We start from the raw sequence: 22,188 nt of genomic DNA, 5'->3' as shown, positions 1-22,188 counted from the left end.
CCTTACGCGTGATTGAACCAACCGTCAATCAAAGTTGTCAATTTATTCTGAATGTTTGGAAGCAATGTATTCTTACCGAAGAGGTAAAGAAGTCCTGCGATACCTGCTGCTACCGCGATAATGATGAACATTACGATAAGCTGGTCGCTACCTTCACGCTTTGCCATAAGACGGCACTTTGCTCCAATGATTGCAGAATCAATCTTGTTTCTAAGCTTTTCCATTCGACAATTTTCTCCTTTCCTATTTTTCGCAAGCTAAGATTTAAGTTTTTTAAGCTCAACTCTCATCGCTTACATTAAGTACTTGGAGCCTGAAAATCGTGATTACAGAAAAAATCAAAAAAATCTCAAAGAATTTTTCGTTCCTTGAGATTTCCTTTGTTTGGAGCAGTTAAGCTTCCAATTTTATTCTGTTTTTTTATGATGGTACCATTCCGAACCACCCTAGCCCTCCTTGCCCGAACTCCCAGGAGGGGACTCTAAAAATATAGCATACACAGTAATTATGCACTAGCTCGCATTAAACGATGATCTGCCACAAATAAATCAAATCCTTCTTCTGCAAGAAATCTTGAAAACTGTCTTAATGCATTACCTCTACGCATAAACACCAACGGTTTCTCTGTTTCAAATCTTATGATTACCTTATTATGGTCTATAGTTGTGTCAGAAATATATTTCTTGTTTGAAACCATCTTAGGTGTCGCATTCTTAAAATATTCATTAAAAGCTTCCACAGCTCGTTGAATACAGGCTTTCTCTGTTTCAGAAAAATCATCTTGAATACGCATTGGCACAAACCATTTTACAGAATATTTATTAGTATACATACACTCATCCTCCTATCTTCTGGTCAACAATTTATAAATTTCAACTAATTTATCATCTACAGATAATGACTTGAACTCCTCTAAAGACAAATTATCATCACTATCAATAATTCCATTACTATCAACATCTGCATCCGATACTACAGACATCTTAAAAAGCTGCTTTCCATTTGGCGATAGATAGCTTTTATCTAAGCACTCCGATAAATATGTACTTAAAATTCTAAGAGCCTTTGTTGGCATTGGAAGTTCTGCTTCACTTTCTAATTCAATGATCAGCGTAACCCCATCATTTGAATAACTGTAGTCAACAATCTGCTTTGGATTCTTAGCAATCAAAGATTTTGAATTGTAATTCTCAATTGCTTTCTTAACCTCTTCTCTGATACTATCATCAAACAAACTTGTTCCGTTCACGAATTGAGCATTCATTTTGTAAGTGAACATAAAAATACCTCTCTTTCTTTTCTTGTAATCAAATGGTAATCAACTTGATATTAAGATAGCACATATTCAAATGGTTGTCAACGGGTAATCAGAAATTTTTTATAAAAGAAAAAAGGACTCCATTTCGGAGTCCTAAATCCCTATTCATAAGTACTTCTATCAATACTCGTATGGAACCAGCTAAGCAAACTGTACTGGCTAGTAAGCTTTTTCTTTACAGTATTTCCTGCAAAGTCTGTTACGATAATCTCATAATAGCTTGCTACCTTTTCATTCGCAGCAATCTCATAATACATATCAAATGCTGAATGTGTATCTGAGCTTCCAAACAGCTTCTTCGTACTACTTGTATTGATAGCAACCTTATTACCATTTGTCACTCGATACAAGATTACACTTCGAATTCCTGAGCTTAGGTTTGCTCCGTTTGGACTTCTTGAAATTTCATCATCGATATGTTGGCTGATAATATTATCCTGGCAATAACCAGACACGGTCTGCCCATCTGGTGTAACAAAGGTAATCTCTGTTCCATCTATACCAGGCGGTGTGCAGTCATACTTTGTGGTCACATATTTGGTTGTTGTATGCCCTACATTATCAATAGCAACAATTGTCCAAGTATGCTTACCTTCATATTTCTTTTCAAGAGTATAGCTAGCAGATGCTGAACCAGAGCCTACTACTCTTCCCGAATCATCCTTAATCACAACACTTGAAAGGCCTGAACCATTGTAGCTTGTACCATACAGATAATCTGTTGCTGATACACTTATTGTTGGAGCTACATTCGTCCAATCTGTCACAGTATTTTCAACTCCCCAAATCTCCGGATTACTGTGATCAAGATAAATCGTAGCTGATATATGGGAAGATGTATTTCCAAGGGCATCTGTTAATACAAGCTTGTAATAAAAGACTCCCTCATCAGTTTCCGTATAAGTTCTTGTTACAGAACTTGTTGTTCCATTAAACGACCAACTTTTCACATCCTTCCATGTTCCAGTCACATAAGAATATCTCTTAAGCACGGCTGAGGATAACCCAGACCAAGAATCTCTTGCAGTAAATGTCACAGTTCCATTTCCTGCACTCCAACTGTTAGGTGTCGCCACAAGACTGCTGCAATCTGGTCCTGTCTTATCGTATCTTGTTGTTACTGTTTTAGTACTTGTATGTCCTACATTATCTGTTGCAACAATCGTCCAAGTATATGTTCCCTGATAAGCTGCAGATAACTTATATTTCGCACTGCTTACTCCAGATTTAACCACTGTTCCTGACGAATCCTTAATTACAAGACTTTTTAATCCCGAACCATTATAAGTTGTTCCTGACAGATAATCTGTCGCAATCACGTTAATCACTGGTGCAACCTTTGTCCAAGTCGTCACAGTATTTTCTGTACCATAAATCACTGGATTACTATGATCAAGATAAATATAGCTATAAGTTTTTGTTGTTGTATTTCCAGCCTTATCCTTAATAGTTAACTTATACCTTAATCCGTGAAACTTGATAACCTTATTTCGGGCGTATACCCGATAAATACTGGGTGTAACACGGTTTCATTTCTAGTTTTTGTTTTCACCCAATGGGTGAAGATAAAAACATATGACTTTCTCATATTTCCTCTGTGTTTTTAGCACCTCATATAGTAAAATATAAGTATCAATATATGAGGTGGATATTTATGAAAAAACTCGTAATCGAATTTTCCAATGAAAGACTAATTACTCCCAGCGGATTATCTCTTGTGGGACAGATGCTTGGCAAAAGCAGCTTCATTAAAAAGTGCAATAACATGAAGGTTGATGGCAAACGTTCCCAGAGCCAAATCAAAAACGGAGATATTCTTCTTTCTTATATCGGACTTCTTTGTCAGGGCAAGACTTCTTATGATGCTATCAATGAGATGTCTGATGATCCTGAGTATTACAAGCTTGCTCTTGGTATCACAAGGGCGATTCCATCTGCTGAGACCTTACGTCAGCGTATGGATGATATAGGGTCTTCATTGAGGGAAGAAATCCTAAATGCAAATGTTGCCATGTTTCATACCTTCCATGTTCAGCCTTCCGCATTAGAATCCGGGTTAGTTCCTTTGGATCTTGACGTCACTCCTATGGATAATTCAAAAACACATAAGGAAGGAGTTGCACACACATACAAAGGATTTGATGGTTATGCACCAATGATGGCATACATTGGCACAGAAGGCTTTCTTGCAAATACGGAGCTACGGGAAGGAAGTCAGCATTGCCAGTGCAATACACCCGCATTTTTAAAGCAGACACTTCGGCTTGGACATCAACTGACAGACAAGCAACTGTTGGTTCGTATGGACGCAGGGAATGATGCTGCTGAAAACTTAGGCATTCTAATCGAAGACGGTTCCTGGTTTATTGTAAAAAGAAATCTTCGAAGAGGTGAATCCAAAGAAGATTGGATTGCCAAAGTAAAGGAATGCTGTAAGGACATCCGTAATCCTCGTGATGGAAAAACTGTTTACATAGGTTCTTCGTGGAAAGATGTAGCGTATACAGATTCCGAAGGAGAATCAAAAACCATTACCATGCGCATTGTATATGAGGTGATTGAACGAACAACCGATAAAAACGGACAGTTCCTTCTGGTTCCGGATATCGAGTGCAATACGATATGGACCAATCTCGGCTGGAGCGATGATGATATCATAAATGGCTATCATGCTCACGGCGAATGCGAACAGTTTCACAGTGAAATCAAGACGGATATGGATGTTGAAAGACTTCCATCCGGCAAATTTGATACAAATGAGCTGGTCCTTGAATTAACTGTGCTTGCGTATAATATTTTGCGATTAATAGGTCAGGAGTCGTTAAAAAGCAGGCGAGCTCCTAAAACAAAACACCCTGTTAAAAGAAGACGTATCAGAACCGTGATAGGGAATCTGATTCAAATCGCCGGACATGTAACAACTCATGGACGACGGATTGTCTTGGCAATTGGTTGCAGTAATGTATGGCGTCATGCATTTATGGATGTTTATAAGCGTTTTGCTCTGGCCTAAGAATACAAAACAGAAAAAGGCTTGTTAAGGTGCGTCATTTTTGCACCTTATAAGCTGCAAATAGATATAAATCTCGCAACAAACAGGAATTGTGTACTAAAATTCGGTGTAAAGCAATGAATAACATTGATTCTGGGCAGTTCCTGTAAAAAAACAACTAAGTTTCACGGATTCAGGTTATAATAAAAAACTCCTTCTGAGGTTTCCTCATAACTTCCACTTTGAGAATCCTTTGTACCACTATAAGTCCAAGTTTCAATATCTATCCAAGACTTACTTACATCGGAATATCTCTGAAGCTTAACGGATGCAAGGCCTGTTCCTTGATCTCTTACTGTAAATGAAACTGTCCCATTACCTGCGCTCCAATAATTTGGAACTGCGGTAAAGGAGCTGCAGCTTGGAGCAATATCATCCTTCCAATTTGCCTTCATGGTTACGGTTCCACCATCCTGATCATGGGTATAGCTACCGCCAGGATAATAGGTTCCACCGATACTTGCTGTCCAATACTGAAAACTATATCCAGTTCTTGTTGGCTTCTTAGAGGAAAGTGTCAAAGTTACATTCTCTGTCTTAGTCTGATTACCTGGTGATCCTGTACCACCATTAGCATCATAGGCTACCGTGTGATTCTTTGGCTTTGGTCTAATTTTGGTTGCTGAAATATATGTCAGATAACCTCCATCATATTTCCATACGCCATTACCCTTATCATAATATCCAAGAGCATTCAGTTTTTCCTTTACTTCTGCAACAGTAAAGTTGTATCCTCCCTGAGAAATCATGGATGAAATAGCTCCATCAAGTGAGCTACCAAGCCTAGGATTCTGAGTATACAAAGTGATGTTATCAGACGGACTTGTAAAGGTGTGTGATGTCGTATTTCCAAAAGACTTTATTGGATATTTGGTATCTACCTTAAGCTGAATAGAATCACTACCAGCATCATACAGATATGAGAAGGTATACACATTACTACCTCCAGATCCAGATCCATCTCCTTCTCCAGTTCCGCCTGCTCCAATATCATCAGCATAGGCTACTGTAGTTGAAGACAGGAGCAATGCCATTACAAACATTACCCCTGCCATTAACTTCTTAAACTTTGACATTTATACCACCTCCCAATGATTCACTGACACCTGAAGGTAAATGCTCTTCTCGATTACCTTATCCTCCTCACGATATTTAATGACTGCAACAAAGCACTCTGGAACTTCTATATCCCCATCTTTTGTGGTCTGGAAATATACTTTCTGCTCAATCACATCCTTACTTTCATACTCCGGCAAAAGTCTCTTAATAATACTTCCCTCATCTAAAAGCACATAGATATTCTGCTTTGTCATCTCATGAGTTTCGTTATCAAATGTTACCTTAGACAAATCTCCATCAAAGCCTTCTAATTCAAGAAGAGCCTCATAGATGCCTCTAGCATTAAGACCCTGATAAGAAAAACCAAATCCATCTGCAAAATCAACAGTCTGAATTAAGCTATCATCATACTCCGCTGCTGATACTGCATTAGCAAATTCCTCAGTCGAATCCTTACCCTTTACAAGATCTACATCAGATACCAGATAGGAATCATAGACTGTACTATAATTCCCCTCTGTATCTTCTGTGGTAGTTCGAACCACCTTTTCGACCGTGATAAACCTTGCATTCCCTAAAGACTTTTCGTAATCGGAAATAACCTTTTCCATTCTGTCCTTCGAATCAAGCTTATTCTTTTCCTTATCTTTTATTTCTTCGCGAAACACAAGATCAGATACTTCAATATCATCTGGCCCACTTATCTGAGTACCATGATTATTCTTGGCTGTAATCATCGCCACAACCACTAATACAATTACTACAATTCCAACGCACATAATTTTCCCTTCTTTCTTCATCAAATCATCTCCTTTTCTTCTTTGCAAAAAATGTCTTGTCCGTTATTTCTAAAGCCAAGTCTCTTGATATATCCGCCCTTCGACTGATAATCATAAAGAGCCTGGCTAATATTGCTACCAGCATATAAAGCCTCATCCACAACCTCCATGTCTCGATTCAAAATCTGAATCACAATCTGCATAACACCCTGATTTATGTTCATTGGCATCATAGGCATTCCATACATTTGAGGCATCACTGGGAACAAATCATATTGTGGTTTTGGAGAAATTACCTCAGGCTCTTCCTTCTTAACCTCAGCTATTTCCATAGGCTTATTGAAATCTCTAATTTTTTGAATCAGCTCCACTAAATCAGCCCTCGCAGCCTCATCACAAATATGATTGTCCATAATAAGATTAAGGTCATCGATATAATTTCCATGCTTCTCCTTTACTATATTGGCGATAATTGTTTCCTCATTATCGGAGCACTTAAGGTCATATCCCTCCATGTATCCTTGATAGGCATCTGCCAATATCAATGCTTTGTAATAGTCTTCTTTTTCCTTCTTCTCAAGCTCGAACATCTTAAGCACAAGCTTGTTGTAATAACCCTTAAAGGACAAATATTCCTGCACCGTAAGAGTCACGCCAATATACTTTCTAAAGCAACCAGATACGAAGTTAAAATACATTCGAAGTGCTTCCTTCTCCTTATCAGAAAAAGGCACTAAGTTATATTCCTCCGACAAAAGATCCACAGTCATAAACTGCAAGAAATCATCTGTTGCTTCTGTTAGTTCCATAAGGCTTCCATCAAGATTATCATAGGTGGTCTTATTTACATTGCGAGTAAGCCCAAAATAGAAATTGTTCTTGCGCTTGAAAATGCAATATGCTGGAATATCCTTGCATTCATACTTCTCTGTAAACCCAAGGCTCTTCTCATAAAATGGAATCTCCTCACAGCTTGTAACCGACTGTTCTTTCTCCACTACCTTTAACTGCTCATCTATTACCTGCTTTTCCTTTGCTTCCTGGAATCGCTTTGTAATTGAGCCAAAAGGACTCTTTCGTTCTGCCTTTACTGGAGCTACAACTTCTTCACTCTTTTTTCCTTTCCTAGAATCAGAAGACTTCTCTTCTTCTAACTCCTCATCTGAAACGGGCATTCTTTCAATTCGCTTTTCTAAGGTTTCTATCTCAATTCGAAAGGCATCAAGAAATGCATTATTCTTCTTAAGTGTCTGCTCAATTCGTTCCCTCTGATAATCGCTAGCCGCCATCGCATTCACACTTGATAAATGGATAATGTTCTCAACCTTAGTACTCTGAACATGGAATTCCTTTATAAGAAGTCTCAAGCTTCTAGCATTAAAATCCCTCTCCTTACGCTCAATCAAAAGTCGAATCTTAATCAGTGCAACCGCTGATGTTCTAAGCTTGTGAAGACTACAGCCATCCTTATCTGAAAAGATTTCATTAAAGGCCTGCAGTTCCATACAAAGATCACTGTTTTCCATTCGCCTTTGTAGGATCAGCAAAGTATCGTTATCCTTCATTCGAAATTCTTCTCCTGGGATTACATTCATAACCTCTGACATCTGAGGAAGAAGTCTTTCTATAATTTGTATTTCATCCATCACATCACCCTCCAAATAAGCCCTTTCAATAGGAGCACAATCATCACAATCGCTATCCCTGGAGCCACAGCAACACCGCGATTAAGTGTTACCTTTTCTCTTTTGATTCCCGCTTCAACACGACTAATGCCAATGGATAATCCAAGGCCTGCACACAGGTAAATGCACTCAAGAAATGCCGCACTATATCCATTCAAAACAGAGCCTGCTGCAAGGCACACATTGGCCATCAAAAGGAACAAATCACTGTCTCCTCCGCCCCAGATTCCAAAGTGGTTCAGAAGTAAATAAACAATCAGATTTACCATCCAATACACACTTAAAAATGTATTGTCATATGAACCACTAAAAAGCAGATACGCACTCCACAGTGCATTTATGGCAATTGCGGGGAACACAAATACCATTCGCTCCTTTAAGTCCATGACAGTTGCCACTATCAGATAAACAATCGAAAGCACCGCCAATATCAAATACATAACTGTCATTTTACTTGCACTCCTTCCTATATACCTGTGCAAACTTAAGCTTCTTATTAGTTGCATCCCATCCATCAATCTCAACAATTTCATCAATAGAAAAATGACTCATATGAATCAGCACAAAAGGCATACAGGTAAGCATTTCCTCCAGTGTTTCCATAGGATAATCCGAAACATATCTGGCACACTGCGCAAGTCTTGTCACAGAACTTCTTGCATCATTGGAATGAATTGTTCCAAAAAACCTTGCACCGGTACTCATAGCAGTCGTAAATACATGAAGTGCCTCACCGCCCTTAATCTCACCTATGATAAAATTGTCAATATCCTGCAAAAGCCCAAGCCTAAGTTCATCTTCCAGTGTAAAATCCGTTACTACATCATTTTTTCTAACTGTCATGGTGTGCTCAAACTGAATCTGTGGATGCACGTTGCTGTATAACTCATCCGATTCCTGAGAAACAAGAATGGATTGATTGAAGGGAATCCAGTCAACCATATTATTAAGAAGGGTAGATTTGCCGGATCCACCTCGACCAGAAATTAGGAAACCGTAACCTGCACCAATTCTATCAGCAAGATATTCCATCATCTCATCATCAAGCATCCCGTTTTCCTTAAGATACTCCCAAGAAAGTTTCTCCTTTGGCATCTTTCGAATATGAATATTGTTCTTTTCTGTAGATGTGATACAAGCATGTTGGACATCAATTCTTAAATAAAAAGCATCTACACCTTTTCTATCCGTACAATGTCCTAAAGCAAATTCCTCTGCTCGACCAAGCTTGTGAATTCTATGGATTCTCTCATACCAGGATTTATAATCGTCCTCGCTAAAAAAGCTAATATCAGCCACATACCTCTCGCCATTTGCTTTTACAACAATATGGTCGAAGCCCAACACCTTTATATCCGATACATCTTTTGCAGTGATAAGTGGCGTTAAAACATAATAGCCAAACACACACTGCTGAAACATATCAAGAAGCTTTCTCTTTACATCTGGTCCCGCTCTTGGATAATTAAACTCCACAAATTCCTTTGCACGGTTCATGAGCATAATAAAATCCTGCTCAGTACCGGTAATACATTTCGTTACTAAAGCAGGATTTAGGTCACACACATTAGCCTTAAGCTTTAGAAACATATCTGCAAGTTCATTTTCCTTAAAAATAGAACTTACCTTATAAAGACTTGGCTCCTGTATCAGGGAACCATCTGTCTTTTTTTGATACTGTAATCTCTGCATTATTTTCGCCTCCTACAATGTACTTGGAGCCTAAAAATCGTGATTACAGATTTACAGCACATTTTTTCTGATATTTTTTCTATGTGTCTGGCAATCTCTTAAACCATATTCACTTGATAATTCAAATAAAGCATCATTAAATGCCTTTGCATCCATATCCCTTGAGGATATTTCTTTGATAGTTTTCTCATCATTTGTCATAACAGTTACAGTCGTTGTGACGGTATTCTTACCATCAATAACGTCCGGAGTAGTCACTACTCTGACAATGACATCCTCTATATCCTTCGCAGTTATATATTTAATATCACTGGCAAATACACCATATTCTCTTGCATCTTTTTTTGCCTCACTATGACCAACTGCCTTAAAGAAAGAGAGTCCCATTTCGTCAACAAGAAATCTCTTTTCATCAACATATTTTCTAATAACCTTGTATTGCTCATTTAGTTCAGCATCCTGCGCCTTGGCATATAAAAGCTGCGCTTTCTGGTCTGCAATATAATCCGCCACCTCTTCCACCGACTTACCATATATTTTTATAAGCCTGTCGGACAGCTGCATGTAATTCTGAAAATCATCAATGTACTCCGTCCTGCCATATGCATCATATAAATAAGCACGAAGCATATACTTTTTCATTTCTTCATAAATAGAAATAATAGGCTTATAAGCTTTAAGATTAGCCCGTATCTCTTTACGCTCTTCTGCCAAAATCTTTCGCTTTTCAATAATAGCTTTCATGGCAGCATCCGTATTGTCAGCTCCCCTGGAATAAAAATGTACTAGTTCATATACATATCCGATTTTATTTAGTTCTTTACCCATCCTTTCTATCTGCCAATTATCTGACCTTGCTTCGACCCACGGATTTCTGCCAAGCTTTAATAATCTCACTGCATCTGTCTTTTCATCCTTCTCCATATCTGCATAATTTTTCATCTTATTTGGTGTAAATAAAAGCATTTCTCTCTCTGAGATATAATGCGACTGCTCAGAAACAGACTTCCATACCAGAGGATCTAACTTTGAAGCAAGACGACTGCATATCCCCTCAATGGTATAATTGCTTCCAAGCTGACCTGTTCGCATAGCATGACTCATACCTTCCATTTGAAGCGACAGATTCTTACCCACATTTACTGTCAATCCATCCGCTCTTAAATATGCAATAAATGCAGCAAAATCATCTGTTTGCTCTATAGCATTATCAATCAACCCCCTAAGCAAAATCTTCCTTTGCACAAGAGGTATTGTTTCCGGCTCTTTTTTCTTCTGCCACTTTTCATTAGGAGTGAATCCATATTTTTCCGCCAAGTCATTAAGATTTGCCTCAAGAATCTCTTTCATAAAATTCTTATCCATATGAATCTTTTTTCCGTCAAGACCTACCGTATTCAATATAAAATGGATATGCAGATTCTCTGTATTCGTATGAACCGCATATACCACCTGATTATCAGGAAATACCTTCTGCATAAGTTCGTCTAACAAAAGCATCAACTTACCGGCATTCTTTGGATTCGATTCACTCTCATCTAATGAAATCACTCCATGTGTTGCCACTCGACCATCAAGCTTTCCATAAAACTCCTTGATTTGCATCATTTCCTCTGTAGCATTTTTTATATTTGAGATGTGTCTGCAACCAACATATAAACCATCCAAGGTTTTCATATCGTTCATCACATATGACAATTCATTTCCAACTTGCGTTCCAGTGTTATCCCCTATCCTCACACCAACTTTTTCGGGGTTTTCAATATATGCAATCGAACTTTGAATCTGTGATGCACCAGACCTCGTACTACTATTTGCGCTAACATTCCATATCTTTACTACAATTCCTTCTGCCATAAACCATCCTTTCTCTATATGAAAGCAGCCGCCCATTTCTGGACGGCCACAATCGGGAGGTAATTAAACATGAACATTTTAACCAATACACTACTTATAATTTTTCATACTCTTCAAGGACTCTTAAAGAAATATCCTCTCTAAGTGCTCTAGCCATCGGGAAACAAACATCCTTATATTCCCCTCTGCTATTTTGCTTTGACGGATAGCCTACAAAGAGATTTCCGTCCTTTGTCTTTAAGACTCTTATTCCACAGACTACAAAATCCCCATCCAAAGTAAAACTGCCATATGCCAAACAACTATCTTCGCTTGGAGCCTTTGTAAGTCTAACCTCTGTTACCTGCACGAAACACCCTCCTTATCTGCTTTTGCCTTTCTTCGGAGCAGGTGCAGCTGCGCTCTCTGCCTCTGTCTGGGTCGCTTCCTTCGAAGCCTCCTGATTCTGTGCCTGCTCCTGCTTTTCCACCTGTTGCTTATACTCATCAATAATCGCTCCTGTGATGGATGCATATAACTCCTTGCTTAGAGGAAACGCAATGTCCTCATAGCTTCCGTCCTGTTTTTCCCTGGAAGGAAAAGCCACAAAATTGTGACCATTCTTATCTTCCATTACACGAACTCCCCTTACTGCAAATGCACCATCAAGTGCAAAACTACCAATCGCCTTTACAGCTGTATCTGTTTTTAACAGATTTAATCTTACTTCCGATACCTGCATAATAATCTCCTTCCTTATCTGTGATGACGAGGGCGAGAACCCTCAGTCTGTGACTGTGAAACATCATATTCCTGAGTGTTTTCAGAAACCTTTGCTTCTAACTGTTCCATAGTTGTATCTGCAAGTGAAATCGTCTTCGCCTTTGCATCAAAACGATACACATGATCCGACAACTGCTCTTCCAAATTAACCTGAGTTCCGTTTACTTCCTGAACCATTTCAGCAAGTGATTCCGGTGTTCCCATATCAGTAGATACTGCAATGCACTCATGCACAGATGATGGTAGAATAAATAGATCCGTTCCAATTCTGTCTGCAAGACCTGATAATGCATCCTCATAGAACATAGAAGCTGCACCATTTACCTTTGAGGCATTTGAAATCACATACATCTGCTGGTTCGCAGGCATATCTGCAAACATTGCCTCTGCAATCTCATCCGGCATTCCATCCTTCGCAAACATCTCTCTCATAACCTCATTCATAGACTGAATAGTTACAGGAAGAATCTCTTTTGTATTCTCCATTGCTAAGTCATGAATTGTTTCTGTGGTTACGCCCCACATTGCCATATGTTCATTCTTAATGGTAATTGTTGCGATACCATCTTTGTTGTCTCCAATCATGACCTTATAAATAAGAGCAAGATCCTCTCTGCACTGATGAGGTGCACCTGCAAGTAAATCTCTGTTTCTCTCCGCATTAACAGCTACCATAATGATCTTGTCCTTTACAAAATCAAAATTCTGAAAGTCTCTTCCAATAGAAGCAAACTCTTCCGGTGCTCTCATGTTGTCCATAGCAACTCTGCCGATTTCACCCATTACGATATCAATATCTGCCCCTTCCTCATACTTCTTGAAGTATCCATCAAGATAAATGTTTGGAGCAATATTTGAATCCTCCGGTCTTACTGTAACCGCATGAAGAACTGTACCATTGTTCTTGGTTACCTCATTTAATGATACGACTGCATCCTGGTACTCTTCTGATAAAACCTCCTTGAGGTTCATCTCTACATACTCCTGAAATTCCTGAAAATTAAGCATGTCTTTCCTTCTCCTTTCTCTTACTGCCTTTTCTGTTTTTTGCGAGATACATATCATATGCAAGAAGTGTTCCTGCCTTATCTGATCTGCTCTCTTTTGCAATGACTACATTGCCGTTAGATACATAATCCATAATCTTTATTCTCCTTTCGCTTATTTGTTGGATTGTTATCCTTACACTTAGTACTTGGAGCCTCAAAATCGTGATTACAGAAATTTTTAAAAATTTATCTGGATTTTTTTCTTTTTACTTCTGCAGATGATTCCGTTATTTCTTCTTTTACTTCTGTCTGCAGCTCCTTTTGCAGTTCTTCAAGCTTGCTTCCCAAATTTGATGAGATACGGTCTGCTGTCTCTTTTATCAAATTCAAACTTTCCTTTAATTCAGAAACTTCCTTATCCTTACTCCACCCGGATATATACCCAAATGAATATTCAGATGTGTCAAGTCCGCCATCGTCACCAATCATAGCCGCTACCCAAAAAGCAACCGACTCAGCCTGGACCTCTTTGGTTTTCCGATCAAACTTGTCCTCTTCGCTTCCATGTCCAAGCTCCGCATGAGCAATCTCATGAATTAGAGTTTTAATCGTCTGCAATTCCGGTAAATCATCTTTAACAACAATTCGCTTTTCACTAGGACTATAAAATCCATTTGCCCCACTACTTATTGCTTCAAATGTTACTGGAACAGGACTAATGGCAATCAGCGCCTCCTTAATCATTTCAAAGTCTCTTACACCACCTTGAAGTAAGTGCACTAATGATGGTAACGGTTCCCCACTTGTCTGCTCCACATCGAAAACATATGCCGGTCGAAATCCTTGGAATTCCTTTGATACCTTTTCCATTTTCTGCTTTCCATCTTCACCAATTACAGGATGAGAATTCTCATCATATACAGGTTCTTCAACATCAGCCTTATATTTCACAGGAGCAATAATCATAATTCCAGATTCATTACGATTCACAGTTCGATTAAATTCTGTCTGCCAAGTTTTATAGCCACATACATAAGAAGCATCTGGTCTTTGCGATGCTATCAAAATGCAGTTATTGATGCTGTAATTTGGAAACTTAGCCATTGTCCTTATGTACTCTCGGTACTTTTCAGATTCAAAAATCTCTCTAACTCCTGTTTCCAACTTTTCCTGAATCAGACTCATCTTTTCCTCTCTACTAACCTTTGGTTTTTTCAAAGCCTCTACCTCCTTTCCCTAAGTGTTAGAAAATATCTACACTATGTACTTGGAGCCTAAAATTCGTAATTACAGAAAAATAGCCCGAAGATTTCTCTCCGAGCTACTTTCTATCTGCTACGCTTCCTTCTTACAGGTGCAGCTATTTCTTCCGCACCAGCTTCTGCCACAGCAAATCTTTCCTTTTCAATTTTCAGATAATCCTCTTCCAGCTTCACATGTTCAAATTCCATAAGCCCCTTTTCACGGAAGCTAAAGTAAGAATGATTATCTCCACCTACAATAATATGATCCCTAAGTGGAATACCTATAAGCTCTCCTACCTTAAGCATCCTATCGGTAATCATAGTATCCCATTTGCTAGGATTAAGCTTTCCCGAAGGATGATTATGAAGCATGATCATAGACGCTGCGTTAGTCAAAATACAGCTCTTTAATATTTCCCTTGGATGTGCCACACATTCATCAACAGCTCCCATGCTTACAAAATTACAATTAACAGGAGTTCCATCAGAGCGCAAATTGATTACGCAGACCACTTCCCTATCAAGCTCACACATATGCTCCCCAAGAAGTTCCACCACATCTATAGGCATCGTAATCGGCTTCGGACTCATAATCGTCCCATCCTTCACTAATCTCACCGCTACTACATCTATCTGTTTCTCCACATAATCCTCCTCCCTCGTCAAATCGAACACGAATAAAAAATTCATCCGTATGTGTATTCATAAAATGAAATAATTCCTTTACATCAAATTCTACTTCGTCCATCTAAACCTCCGATGACAGCTTCTGGTCAACTTGACCAAAGGCTACTTGTCCAAATATTTTCTTTATCTCATCAAGCTCGCTATATATTGCAAGCCTGTCCTCTTCCGCCAAACTCTCATTAAGTGCAATAACCCTAAGTGACAAATCAATACTTGAAAGCTTTCCTATTGCATCCTTGTATTGCATTGAAGGTACAAGTTTCTTTTTCTGACCTGACAATACATACCGAATATATTGTGAGCGGTTCATACCAAGCTCCGTTCTTAACACATCAAGTCTCGCCACATCTTCCTCTGATAGTGACAAAAACAATCTCTTATTATTCGCCATGGCTTCCCTCCTCATATTCCTTAAAATCATCAGAGCTGCCATCCTCTTCAATAGGAACATTGGCATCAATTCCACTCATTTTTTCATATTGATGAATCATCTTAGAAGCTTCTGCATAATACTCCGCATCCAAATCCATATAGCCGACACTTCTAACCACAAGTTCCTTCTCAGGATCTGCATCTACAAATGCTGACTTTTTATATGTTCCAAGCAATTTGTCTATTTCAAGAACTGCTTTAGGATATAACCCTTTTCTAAGAAGCTTTTCAAAATAAAGTAATTCCTCTACCGGAAACATCTGAAATCTGCAAGGCTTGCCATTGTACTCTGCGATTACAAACCACTCCCCTGCGATAAGTTCCTTCGCAGCTTCTCGTTTCATTCTTGCTTCGCTTGCTTTACAAGCCTGACGTAAAAACCCTCTGACATTTTGATAATTGTTTGCTACATCCGGTTTCTCCAAAAGTCTGATAACATAATTTGCATCTAAACAATGATCACCAGCATAATTAAGTAAATCTTCCATTTCAGTTCCGTGATATTCATGCCACCCGGCATACAATGCAAGCTTTGCCCTATTGCTTAACTTATCATCCGAAAGAAGCAGTTCTATTGACTTTCTTCTATTTGCATCCATCTGCGTGGCTGTAATATCAACCTTGCCACTTACTTTCTTTTCATAAGCACAGGAATCATGGAAAAGCTTTTCAAAGAATTTACTTCTAAATAAAATCTCTGCCACCTTCGACCTTACATTCTGTACGGTAAGCTCTTTTGTTTTATCTGAATCTTTAACATAAAAGCTTTGTCTAATGCCTCCAACTTTACTTACGTCTCTGACTTCTCCTAAAACATCAGACACATTATGGAGAAAAATATCTTCTTCAACCGCTTTTCCAAATACTCTAACTGTCGAAATATTTATTTCCTTACTCATATTTGCGAGCACGCTATCTGCTACAATTTTCTGATTTACTAAACGCAGCTCCTCAATCTGTTTCTCTAAATCTGCAATCTGCTTTGACAGTTCTGTGTTCTTCTTGCGCTCAATAAGAATCTGCGGATTTTCTGCTTTATTTGGAACCTTCGCAATCTGCGGATTGTCACCCTTTCGTCCTCCAGGTGCAGGAGCTGGGCCAGTAAACAGAACAGCTGCATCTGTTCCAACATACTTACACAGTTCCTCAATAAAACTACGAAAAGCTGTTATATCCAAAGTCGCTTTGTCTTCTTTCACTACAAACATTGGATATGCCCCATCAAACGGAGCATCAGAATATTTCTTCAATGTCGTTTCTGACATTTTAGGACTATCCTTTTTGATCTTTTCACGTAATTCTTTTCTGGTGATTGGATTCATTCCCACCATATGGTATATGTATCCATATTTTTCGAGAGTCGTTAATTTCTCTTCCATCTAAGCACTCCTTTCCTTGACCTCTAATAAGTACTTGGAGCCTGAAAATCGTGATTACAGAAAATAGGGCAAAAAAATACCACCAAGCCCCTTGTGATTTTCACAACAACCTTGATGGTATCTAAAACTCATTGCTATTATTAAATTTTCGTCTCCTCAAGACCCTTAAGGCTCTTAACCCTAGTAAATAAGCCACCTCAAGCACCTTGTGGTTATCCCACACCCCTTGTGATCTGCAATACTAACAAAGAATAACAGGATACGCCTATAGTTGCATAAACTATCGGCAGAAAAACCACGCTCCTATGTCGCGTGCTATAGGGTATCCACCCTAAAACCCCAATATAGACAACCTCTGGTCAACTTGACCAAAAGCTACTATCAACTCTCATATGTTGACTGCAGGAACCCATGGCTGCGCTTTGAAGGCACAAAGAAAAGGCTCTAACTCTCAAGCATTATTGCCTGAAAATCGGAGCCTTCCGCATTTAGGAATAGCTTAGCACAGCCATCCCTACAGTAAACATATTCAATATCAACATATATCACGCTTGTGTTAAAATAGTTCTAAAGTTGTTTTTTAGAATTATTCCTAATTCTTCTTCATCAATATTTCTTGTTTCAGATATAAATCGATAAATATCATCCATAAACTTTATTGAATAATTCTTTTCAAGTCCTTTCGTAAACGGAGCATCACTTTCAATAAGTATCCTTTCTAATGGAATATTTGCTATTATTCTTTTCCCATTATTACTTCTTATCATCTGATGATTTATTGAAAAGTAGTAACCTCTTTCAATTGCCTCTTCCATTTCTCTTATAGTCCCTGAATACCAATGAAGTATCACTTGCGATTTACAATTATTCAGAATTGCTAGAACTTGTTTTTCCGCTTTTCTTGTATGAACTGACAAGATTTTATCATCATATTGATTGCAAGAAGAAACTATTTCACTTAATACCTCTAGCTGCACTTCCCGTTCTCTATTATCTTCTGTTGTAAAATCTGCACCTATCTCTCCAATATATCTAGTATATCGTATGTTACTTCTAAACTTATCAATTTGACTCTTATATTTATAAACCAGCTCTGGATGAAATCCCAGTGCAAACTTGACGTACTTATATCGTCCATAGCATAATCTATATTTTTCAAATAAATCTGGTAAATTTGTTATAGCAATCGTATAACATCCGTTTTTTTCCAAGTATGTTAACACATCATCTCTATTCTGATATAGGTCAAAATGCATGTGTGTATCAAAATAGAACTTTGACATTATATCTCCTCCAAATAGTCTTTAAGTTCATTCATGCCACGTACATATAAATTTTCATATTGCTCAATCTTTTCTTCAATAGGTCCATTTTGTTGTACTGTCAAAAAAGCGTATTTAGGGTTATATTTCTCGATGCCAAGTCTGTATGAATTTAAAATTGTCCTGGCTTCTTTTACCATTTTAAACTCACGATCTCTGTATGTGCTTTGATCATGCATACCCGCTTTCTTTATGGCTGCTTGCCTAATAACACATGGAAGGCAATAACCACAATGCCTTGCTTCCGTTTCTTTAAGCATTCTACCATTATCTGGATGTGAACATGACATCGTACTAGATAAATTATTCTCCACAAACTCTTTATTTTTACACTCTATCAACATTTCGCCTTTTGTTTTAAATTGATACGGATTTACAAAATATATATCTAGCTCCAAACGATTTAATAATTCTTGAAACATCCTCAAATAGTATGGATGCGTGGTTCTTGTACTGCTCGTGCCTAATCTAGAAAATGTACTTGGAATGTTTAATGATATTAATCCATTTTCCGGAATAACAATTTCCACATTTTTTTCAAGTGCTGAAGCCAAAACAATTGCGTGTGAAAAAAACATAAATGATCTTGTTCTTGTTGTTTCCTCTTCTCCTGCTATAACCTTGGCAAAATATTGATGAAAATCTCTTTTTTCTACATCATAAGCTTGAAAAAATTTTTCCTTTAAAGCATCTTGAAACTCTTTTGTTCCTTTTCCCCCTCCATAATGACTTACAAAAAGGGTTTTTCCTTCATTCTCTTCAAGCAAATCAATTGCACCAATAAACGAATCCAGCCCTCCAGAAAACATACACAATCGATCATAATCTTTTAATTTATCCTTATCTACTTTAAGATATGTTTCATAACAACTTTTTTCTATGTCCGTTTCTTCTCGTTCTCTAAATACAAATGTATAGAAATCTCCACTTAAAAAGGATAATAATTTTTCTAATAATTCTTTATTTTGATTCCATACACTCAAATTCATCACCGGCATATGAATTTCTATATTTCGGCTCCAACCATCCTCTGCATCATTCCTAAGACACAATCTATCAGCTGCAAAAACGGCGAGTGAAATATAAAGTAGGTCTAATGCTTTTTTGTCATACCAGTGTGGAAGCAGATTTTTGTCCCTCCAAAAAGTATACGAAAAAGAATCATCTCTTGTAAAATCAATTACCTTTTCTTGTTCATTTACAGTGTATTGTTCTTCTGAACCAAGAATAACATTAAATATCATTCTATTCCCTCCAATGCTTTAATGCATTTTGTGCTTAAATCAGATATAGCGTCTGTAACATTGTTATTCATTAAGCTACCTTTCTTTTCAAACTCAATTTTGACAACACTAGAAATAATATCTTTAAAATCCTTTTCCATTTGACAAGTTTTTGTTGCATCGTCCATATACTTTTCAAAACGACTTTCCAAATCTTTAAGCATCATATTCCAAATATATGAGCTAATATATTTGCACATCGCTTTATCCATTAAATATGGTTCCATATGATTTAAACATTCTAAGTTCATATCGTTTTCTTCAACATAATCATATAAATCTACAAGAGTCTCCTGAGCTGCTTCTCTTGCTGCAGCCTCTTCCTTTGTATTCACTCCTGGAGTCATTACATCAAGTAATCTTGAGAAAATTTCAGATACACTTTTACCTTGAAACTGAATTCCCAGATTATCTAACGTTACACCTATACCATCTATACTTATGTTATATAACATTGAACCAATGCTTCTTGCTGTTTTTAGTCCAGCAGACGATTGATTCATCATTTTCCCAGCCCCACCAGCTGCTTTTATGTATTGTTTGATTATATGTCTTCCATTCCCTTTGGTCCCACCACTAGTAATATACTTAGACATATCAGTCTTTACAGTTTTCCACGATACTGTTACTTTATTTTCCTCACTACCTTCATAATCAGATGGTAATAGTGCACTTCTATCATTATTACCATAAAAAATACTAGATGTTCCCAATCTAAATCACCTTGCCTTTTATTCCATATCTAGTGCATTTTCAATACCCTGTTGCAAATTTTTTTCAATATTTCCCCATTTTACCGCTAACTCACGATACTCTGTTTCCATATTCGTCTTTTTTGCCAATTCAGCAATATAAACACATCCGCCTATAGGAACCTGCTTTGCTGAAAAATTACTACAATGCGCGAATGCTTCCACAGACAACTCTTTATTCTTTGCAACAAACTTTGTAAAACTTTCAATATGTTCTTTTTCAATCTTGGTTTGACCTGACATATTAGTTGCCATAGCATTTAAAATAGTAGCTTTTTCAGAAGAAGTTAGTTCATCTGATATTTCCAATGCCTCTGACATTTTAATATCTGATTTTGACATCAATTTATCTAAAACATCTTTAGCCATTGGTGAAAGAGATGACGAAATTCTACTTATTTTTTCATCCAATGATGTTCCCATAAAATAAAAATATAATTTTAAATCTTTGTCAGATAATTTTGGTTCCATCTCACACCAATCTCTAAACCAGTCATCCTTTTCCCAAATCATCAATTCCCCTTGAATTTCCTCATCTCCTTCTCTTCTATTTTCAAAAGGAGCCAATTCACTCTGCAAAACTCCATCCATGGTCATATTTGCTATTTTATTGAATAACTGTGGTCTTATATATTCTAACACCATAATCTTCGCAAGTATTTTCTTGTCCAATACCTTATTCTTGAATTCCGCCATCTTTAACCTCATATACATAGAATTCAAAAATCTCTTACACTGCCTTGGATTTCCATGTAGGCCTTGCGATAATACACTTGCAACCTGACTTGCAACAGCAATACTTTCATTTGCATCAATATCCATCTTTTCTAAAACTTTATGTAAAGAAAACTTTTCAAAATCTTCCACTCTAGCTTTGCCAATTTCATTAACCAAATTATCAAATACATCTTTTTCTAATTCTGATTGAAGCAATAAACAAGAAATGTAAGTTTCTACCTCATCAGAACTCAATCTTGGAATTTTGACAGGATATTGAATCAATTTTTCTAAATACTCTTTTCCAATATTGATTTGTATTCCTTCAATATCTTTGAATTTACTTTTTACCGCATATGATATATGTCTCTCGTCGGCTCCAATAATAAAAGCGACCTTTCCCTTAAACATGAATAATTTCATGGCTTCTAATGTATCCAGTATGGTATCTGGTCGACATCTATCCAATTCATCAATAAAGATTACTAATCTTGATATTTTACTTTCATCTAACAATTTTTCAAAATTTGATTGAAAGCTTCTAATGTCTTCTCTAAATTCTTTATTATCAAGTTCATCTTTTACTGAATCATATATTTTTTCAATATCTATATCCGGTTGTACTCCAGCTATTTTATTTTTAATCTGATTAAGCGTAATATCTGTTATGGTTCCGATTCCACCAGTCAGAAAAAAATCCATTCCCATTTTTGTAACATTTTTTGCTAATTTTAATTTGTCAACACTCTTATATAATCCAGACAATGTTTCTTTTGCTTTTGTTGGTAACCGTTTTTTCTTTCCAATCTCATCTAAGATGGTTCCTAGCATTGCTGTCTTAGCATCTTCATAGTTTTCAAACAACCAACCATTGAATAGTAAACATGCTATTTTCTTATCCTTAGCTTCTAATTTCTTTTTGCACATATGCATAAGGCTAGATTTTCCACTTCCCCAATCACCGTATACGCCTATACTTGCTGGTAACAAATCATCATCTAATATTATATCTTCTATGCTTTTCACTAAATAATCATAATCAAGATAATCTATTTCTGTTTCGCTATCTTTCCACATAAACATCTTCTCCATTAACCGTTTCTCTCTTTAGCACGATTTCTAAACCATATTGATACTTAAAAACCATTGTCTGAATTATTATCCCATATACCTATCTTA

Annotated in this window: 24 protein-coding genes; 1 reads left to right on the top strand and 23 read right to left on the bottom strand. The window is 37.3% G+C overall.

From position 1 onward, the window contains the following. Nucleotides 1-2: 2 nt before the first annotated feature. The 4 genes from BIV20_RS16460 to BIV20_RS16445 all read right to left on the bottom strand — a co-directional run bounded on the left by BIV20_RS16460 (nucleotide 3) and on the right by BIV20_RS16445 (nucleotide 2,646). Nucleotides 3-224: a hypothetical protein gene (locus tag BIV20_RS16460; protein ID WP_075721773.1), complete on the bottom strand. Its 222-nt coding sequence runs from the start codon at nucleotides 222-224 to the stop codon at nucleotides 3-5. Between the two features lie 281 nt (nucleotides 225-505). Beyond that, nucleotides 506-832 carry a hypothetical protein gene (locus BIV20_RS16455; protein WP_075721774.1) on the bottom strand — a complete coding sequence of 109 codons (327 nt, stop codon included), beginning with the start codon at nucleotides 830-832 and terminating at the stop codon, nucleotides 506-508. 12 nt (nucleotides 833-844) lie between these two features. After that, nucleotides 845-1,279, bottom strand: coding sequence for a hypothetical protein (locus BIV20_RS16450; RefSeq protein WP_075721775.1), 435 nt, complete (start codon nucleotides 1,277-1,279; stop codon nucleotides 845-847). Nucleotides 1,280-1,419: 140 nt separating this feature from the next. Further along, entirely contained in the window at nucleotides 1,420-2,646 is a 1,227-nt protein-coding gene (locus BIV20_RS16445; protein ID WP_143524573.1) for a hypothetical protein, read from the bottom strand. A 311-nt stretch (nucleotides 2,647-2,957) separates the two neighbouring features. On the opposite strand from BIV20_RS16445, the gene BIV20_RS16440 reads away from it, so the two are divergent. Then, nucleotides 2,958-4,331, top strand: a complete 1,374-nt coding sequence (locus tag BIV20_RS16440; RefSeq protein WP_242939811.1) for an IS1380 family transposase — start codon at nucleotides 2,958-2,960, stop codon at nucleotides 4,329-4,331. A 164-nt stretch (nucleotides 4,332-4,495) separates the two neighbouring features. On the opposite strand, the gene BIV20_RS16435 is transcribed toward BIV20_RS16440, so the two are convergent. The 19 genes from BIV20_RS16435 to BIV20_RS16345 all read right to left on the bottom strand — a co-directional run bounded on the left by BIV20_RS16435 (nucleotide 4,496) and on the right by BIV20_RS16345 (nucleotide 22,086). Beyond that, a complete protein-coding gene (locus BIV20_RS16435) occupies nucleotides 4,496-5,446 on the bottom strand; it encodes an InlB B-repeat-containing protein (protein ID WP_075721777.1) in 951 nt (316 codons plus the stop codon). After that, nucleotides 5,447-6,229, bottom strand: a complete 783-nt coding sequence (locus BIV20_RS16430; RefSeq protein ID WP_075721778.1) for a hypothetical protein — start codon at nucleotides 6,227-6,229, stop codon at nucleotides 5,447-5,449. Next, nucleotides 6,229-7,854, bottom strand: a complete 1,626-nt coding sequence (locus BIV20_RS16425; RefSeq protein WP_075721779.1) for a hypothetical protein — start codon at nucleotides 7,852-7,854, stop codon at nucleotides 6,229-6,231. Before BIV20_RS16425 ends, BIV20_RS16430 begins: the two co-directional genes overlap by 1 nt. Next, nucleotides 7,854-8,342, bottom strand: a complete 489-nt coding sequence (locus BIV20_RS16420; RefSeq protein ID WP_075721780.1) for a hypothetical protein — start codon at nucleotides 8,340-8,342, stop codon at nucleotides 7,854-7,856. Before BIV20_RS16420 ends, BIV20_RS16425 begins: the two co-directional genes overlap by 1 nt. 1 nt (nucleotide 8,343) lies before the next feature. Then, nucleotides 8,344-9,585, bottom strand: a complete 1,242-nt coding sequence (locus tag BIV20_RS16415) for an ATPase, T2SS/T4P/T4SS family (RefSeq protein WP_075721781.1) — start codon at nucleotides 9,583-9,585, stop codon at nucleotides 8,344-8,346. Nucleotides 9,586-9,636: 51 nt separating this feature from the next. Then, nucleotides 9,637-11,442 (bottom strand): relaxase/mobilization nuclease domain-containing protein, encoded by a 1,806-nt coding sequence (locus BIV20_RS16410; protein WP_075721782.1) that lies wholly within the window; start codon nucleotides 11,440-11,442, stop codon nucleotides 9,637-9,639. Between the two features lie 94 nt (nucleotides 11,443-11,536). Next, nucleotides 11,537-11,791, bottom strand: coding sequence for a SpoVG family protein (locus BIV20_RS16405; RefSeq protein ID WP_075721783.1), 255 nt, complete (start codon nucleotides 11,789-11,791; stop codon nucleotides 11,537-11,539). A 12-nt stretch (nucleotides 11,792-11,803) separates the two neighbouring features. Continuing rightward, nucleotides 11,804-12,163, bottom strand: coding sequence for a SpoVG family protein (locus BIV20_RS16400; RefSeq protein ID WP_075721784.1), 360 nt, complete (start codon nucleotides 12,161-12,163; stop codon nucleotides 11,804-11,806). A gap of 14 nt (nucleotides 12,164-12,177) precedes the next feature. Beyond that, entirely contained in the window at nucleotides 12,178-13,212 is a 1,035-nt protein-coding gene (locus BIV20_RS16395; RefSeq protein ID WP_075721785.1) for a DUF5688 family protein, read from the bottom strand. After that, a complete protein-coding gene (locus BIV20_RS16390; protein WP_158024948.1) occupies nucleotides 13,205-13,345 on the bottom strand; it encodes a hypothetical protein in 141 nt (46 codons plus the stop codon). Before BIV20_RS16390 ends, BIV20_RS16395 begins: the two co-directional genes overlap by 8 nt. A 94-nt stretch (nucleotides 13,346-13,439) precedes the next feature. After that, entirely contained in the window at nucleotides 13,440-14,411 is a 972-nt protein-coding gene (locus tag BIV20_RS16385; protein WP_075721786.1) for a DUF6782 family putative metallopeptidase, read from the bottom strand. Nucleotides 14,412-14,521: 110 nt separating this feature from the next. Continuing rightward, complete coding sequence (locus tag BIV20_RS16380; RefSeq protein ID WP_242939874.1) at nucleotides 14,522-15,028, bottom strand: JAB domain-containing protein; 507 nt, start codon at nucleotides 15,026-15,028, stop codon at nucleotides 14,522-14,524. Beyond that, the gene (locus BIV20_RS16375) at nucleotides 14,964-15,185 is read right to left on the bottom strand and encodes a hypothetical protein (RefSeq protein ID WP_242939875.1); all 222 of its coding nucleotides are present in this window, start codon (nucleotides 15,183-15,185) and stop codon (nucleotides 14,964-14,966) included. Before BIV20_RS16375 ends, BIV20_RS16380 begins: the two co-directional genes overlap by 65 nt. Beyond that, on the bottom strand, nucleotides 15,186-15,515 hold the full coding sequence (locus BIV20_RS16370; protein WP_075721787.1) for a ribbon-helix-helix protein, CopG family: 330 nt from the start codon (nucleotides 15,513-15,515) through the stop codon (nucleotides 15,186-15,188). After that, a complete protein-coding gene (locus BIV20_RS16365; RefSeq protein ID WP_075721788.1) occupies nucleotides 15,505-16,935 on the bottom strand; it encodes a hypothetical protein in 1,431 nt (476 codons plus the stop codon). Before BIV20_RS16365 ends, BIV20_RS16370 begins: the two co-directional genes overlap by 11 nt. A gap of 545 nt (nucleotides 16,936-17,480) precedes the next feature. Then, on the bottom strand, nucleotides 17,481-18,218 hold the full coding sequence (gene qatD, locus BIV20_RS16360; protein WP_075721789.1) for a Qat anti-phage system TatD family nuclease QatD: 738 nt from the start codon (nucleotides 18,216-18,218) through the stop codon (nucleotides 17,481-17,483). Continuing rightward, nucleotides 18,218-19,501 carry a Qat anti-phage system QueC-like protein QatC gene (gene qatC, locus BIV20_RS16355; RefSeq protein WP_075721790.1) on the bottom strand — a complete coding sequence of 428 codons (1,284 nt, stop codon included), beginning with the start codon at nucleotides 19,499-19,501 and terminating at the stop codon, nucleotides 18,218-18,220. Before qatC ends, qatD begins: the two co-directional genes overlap by 1 nt. After that, complete coding sequence (locus BIV20_RS16350; RefSeq protein WP_075721791.1) at nucleotides 19,498-20,253, bottom strand: hypothetical protein; 756 nt, start codon at nucleotides 20,251-20,253, stop codon at nucleotides 19,498-19,500. Before BIV20_RS16350 ends, qatC begins: the two co-directional genes overlap by 4 nt. A gap of 18 nt (nucleotides 20,254-20,271) precedes the next feature. Continuing rightward, on the bottom strand, nucleotides 20,272-22,086 hold the full coding sequence (locus tag BIV20_RS16345; RefSeq protein ID WP_075721873.1) for a KAP family P-loop NTPase fold protein: 1,815 nt from the start codon (nucleotides 22,084-22,086) through the stop codon (nucleotides 20,272-20,274). Nucleotides 22,087-22,188 lie beyond the last annotated feature (102 nt).

This window comes from Roseburia sp. 499 (assembly GCF_001940225.2).
Classification (GTDB): Bacteria; Bacillota; Clostridia; order Lachnospirales; family Lachnospiraceae; genus Petralouisia.
This window is presented reverse-complemented; position numbering and strand designations above follow the sequence as displayed.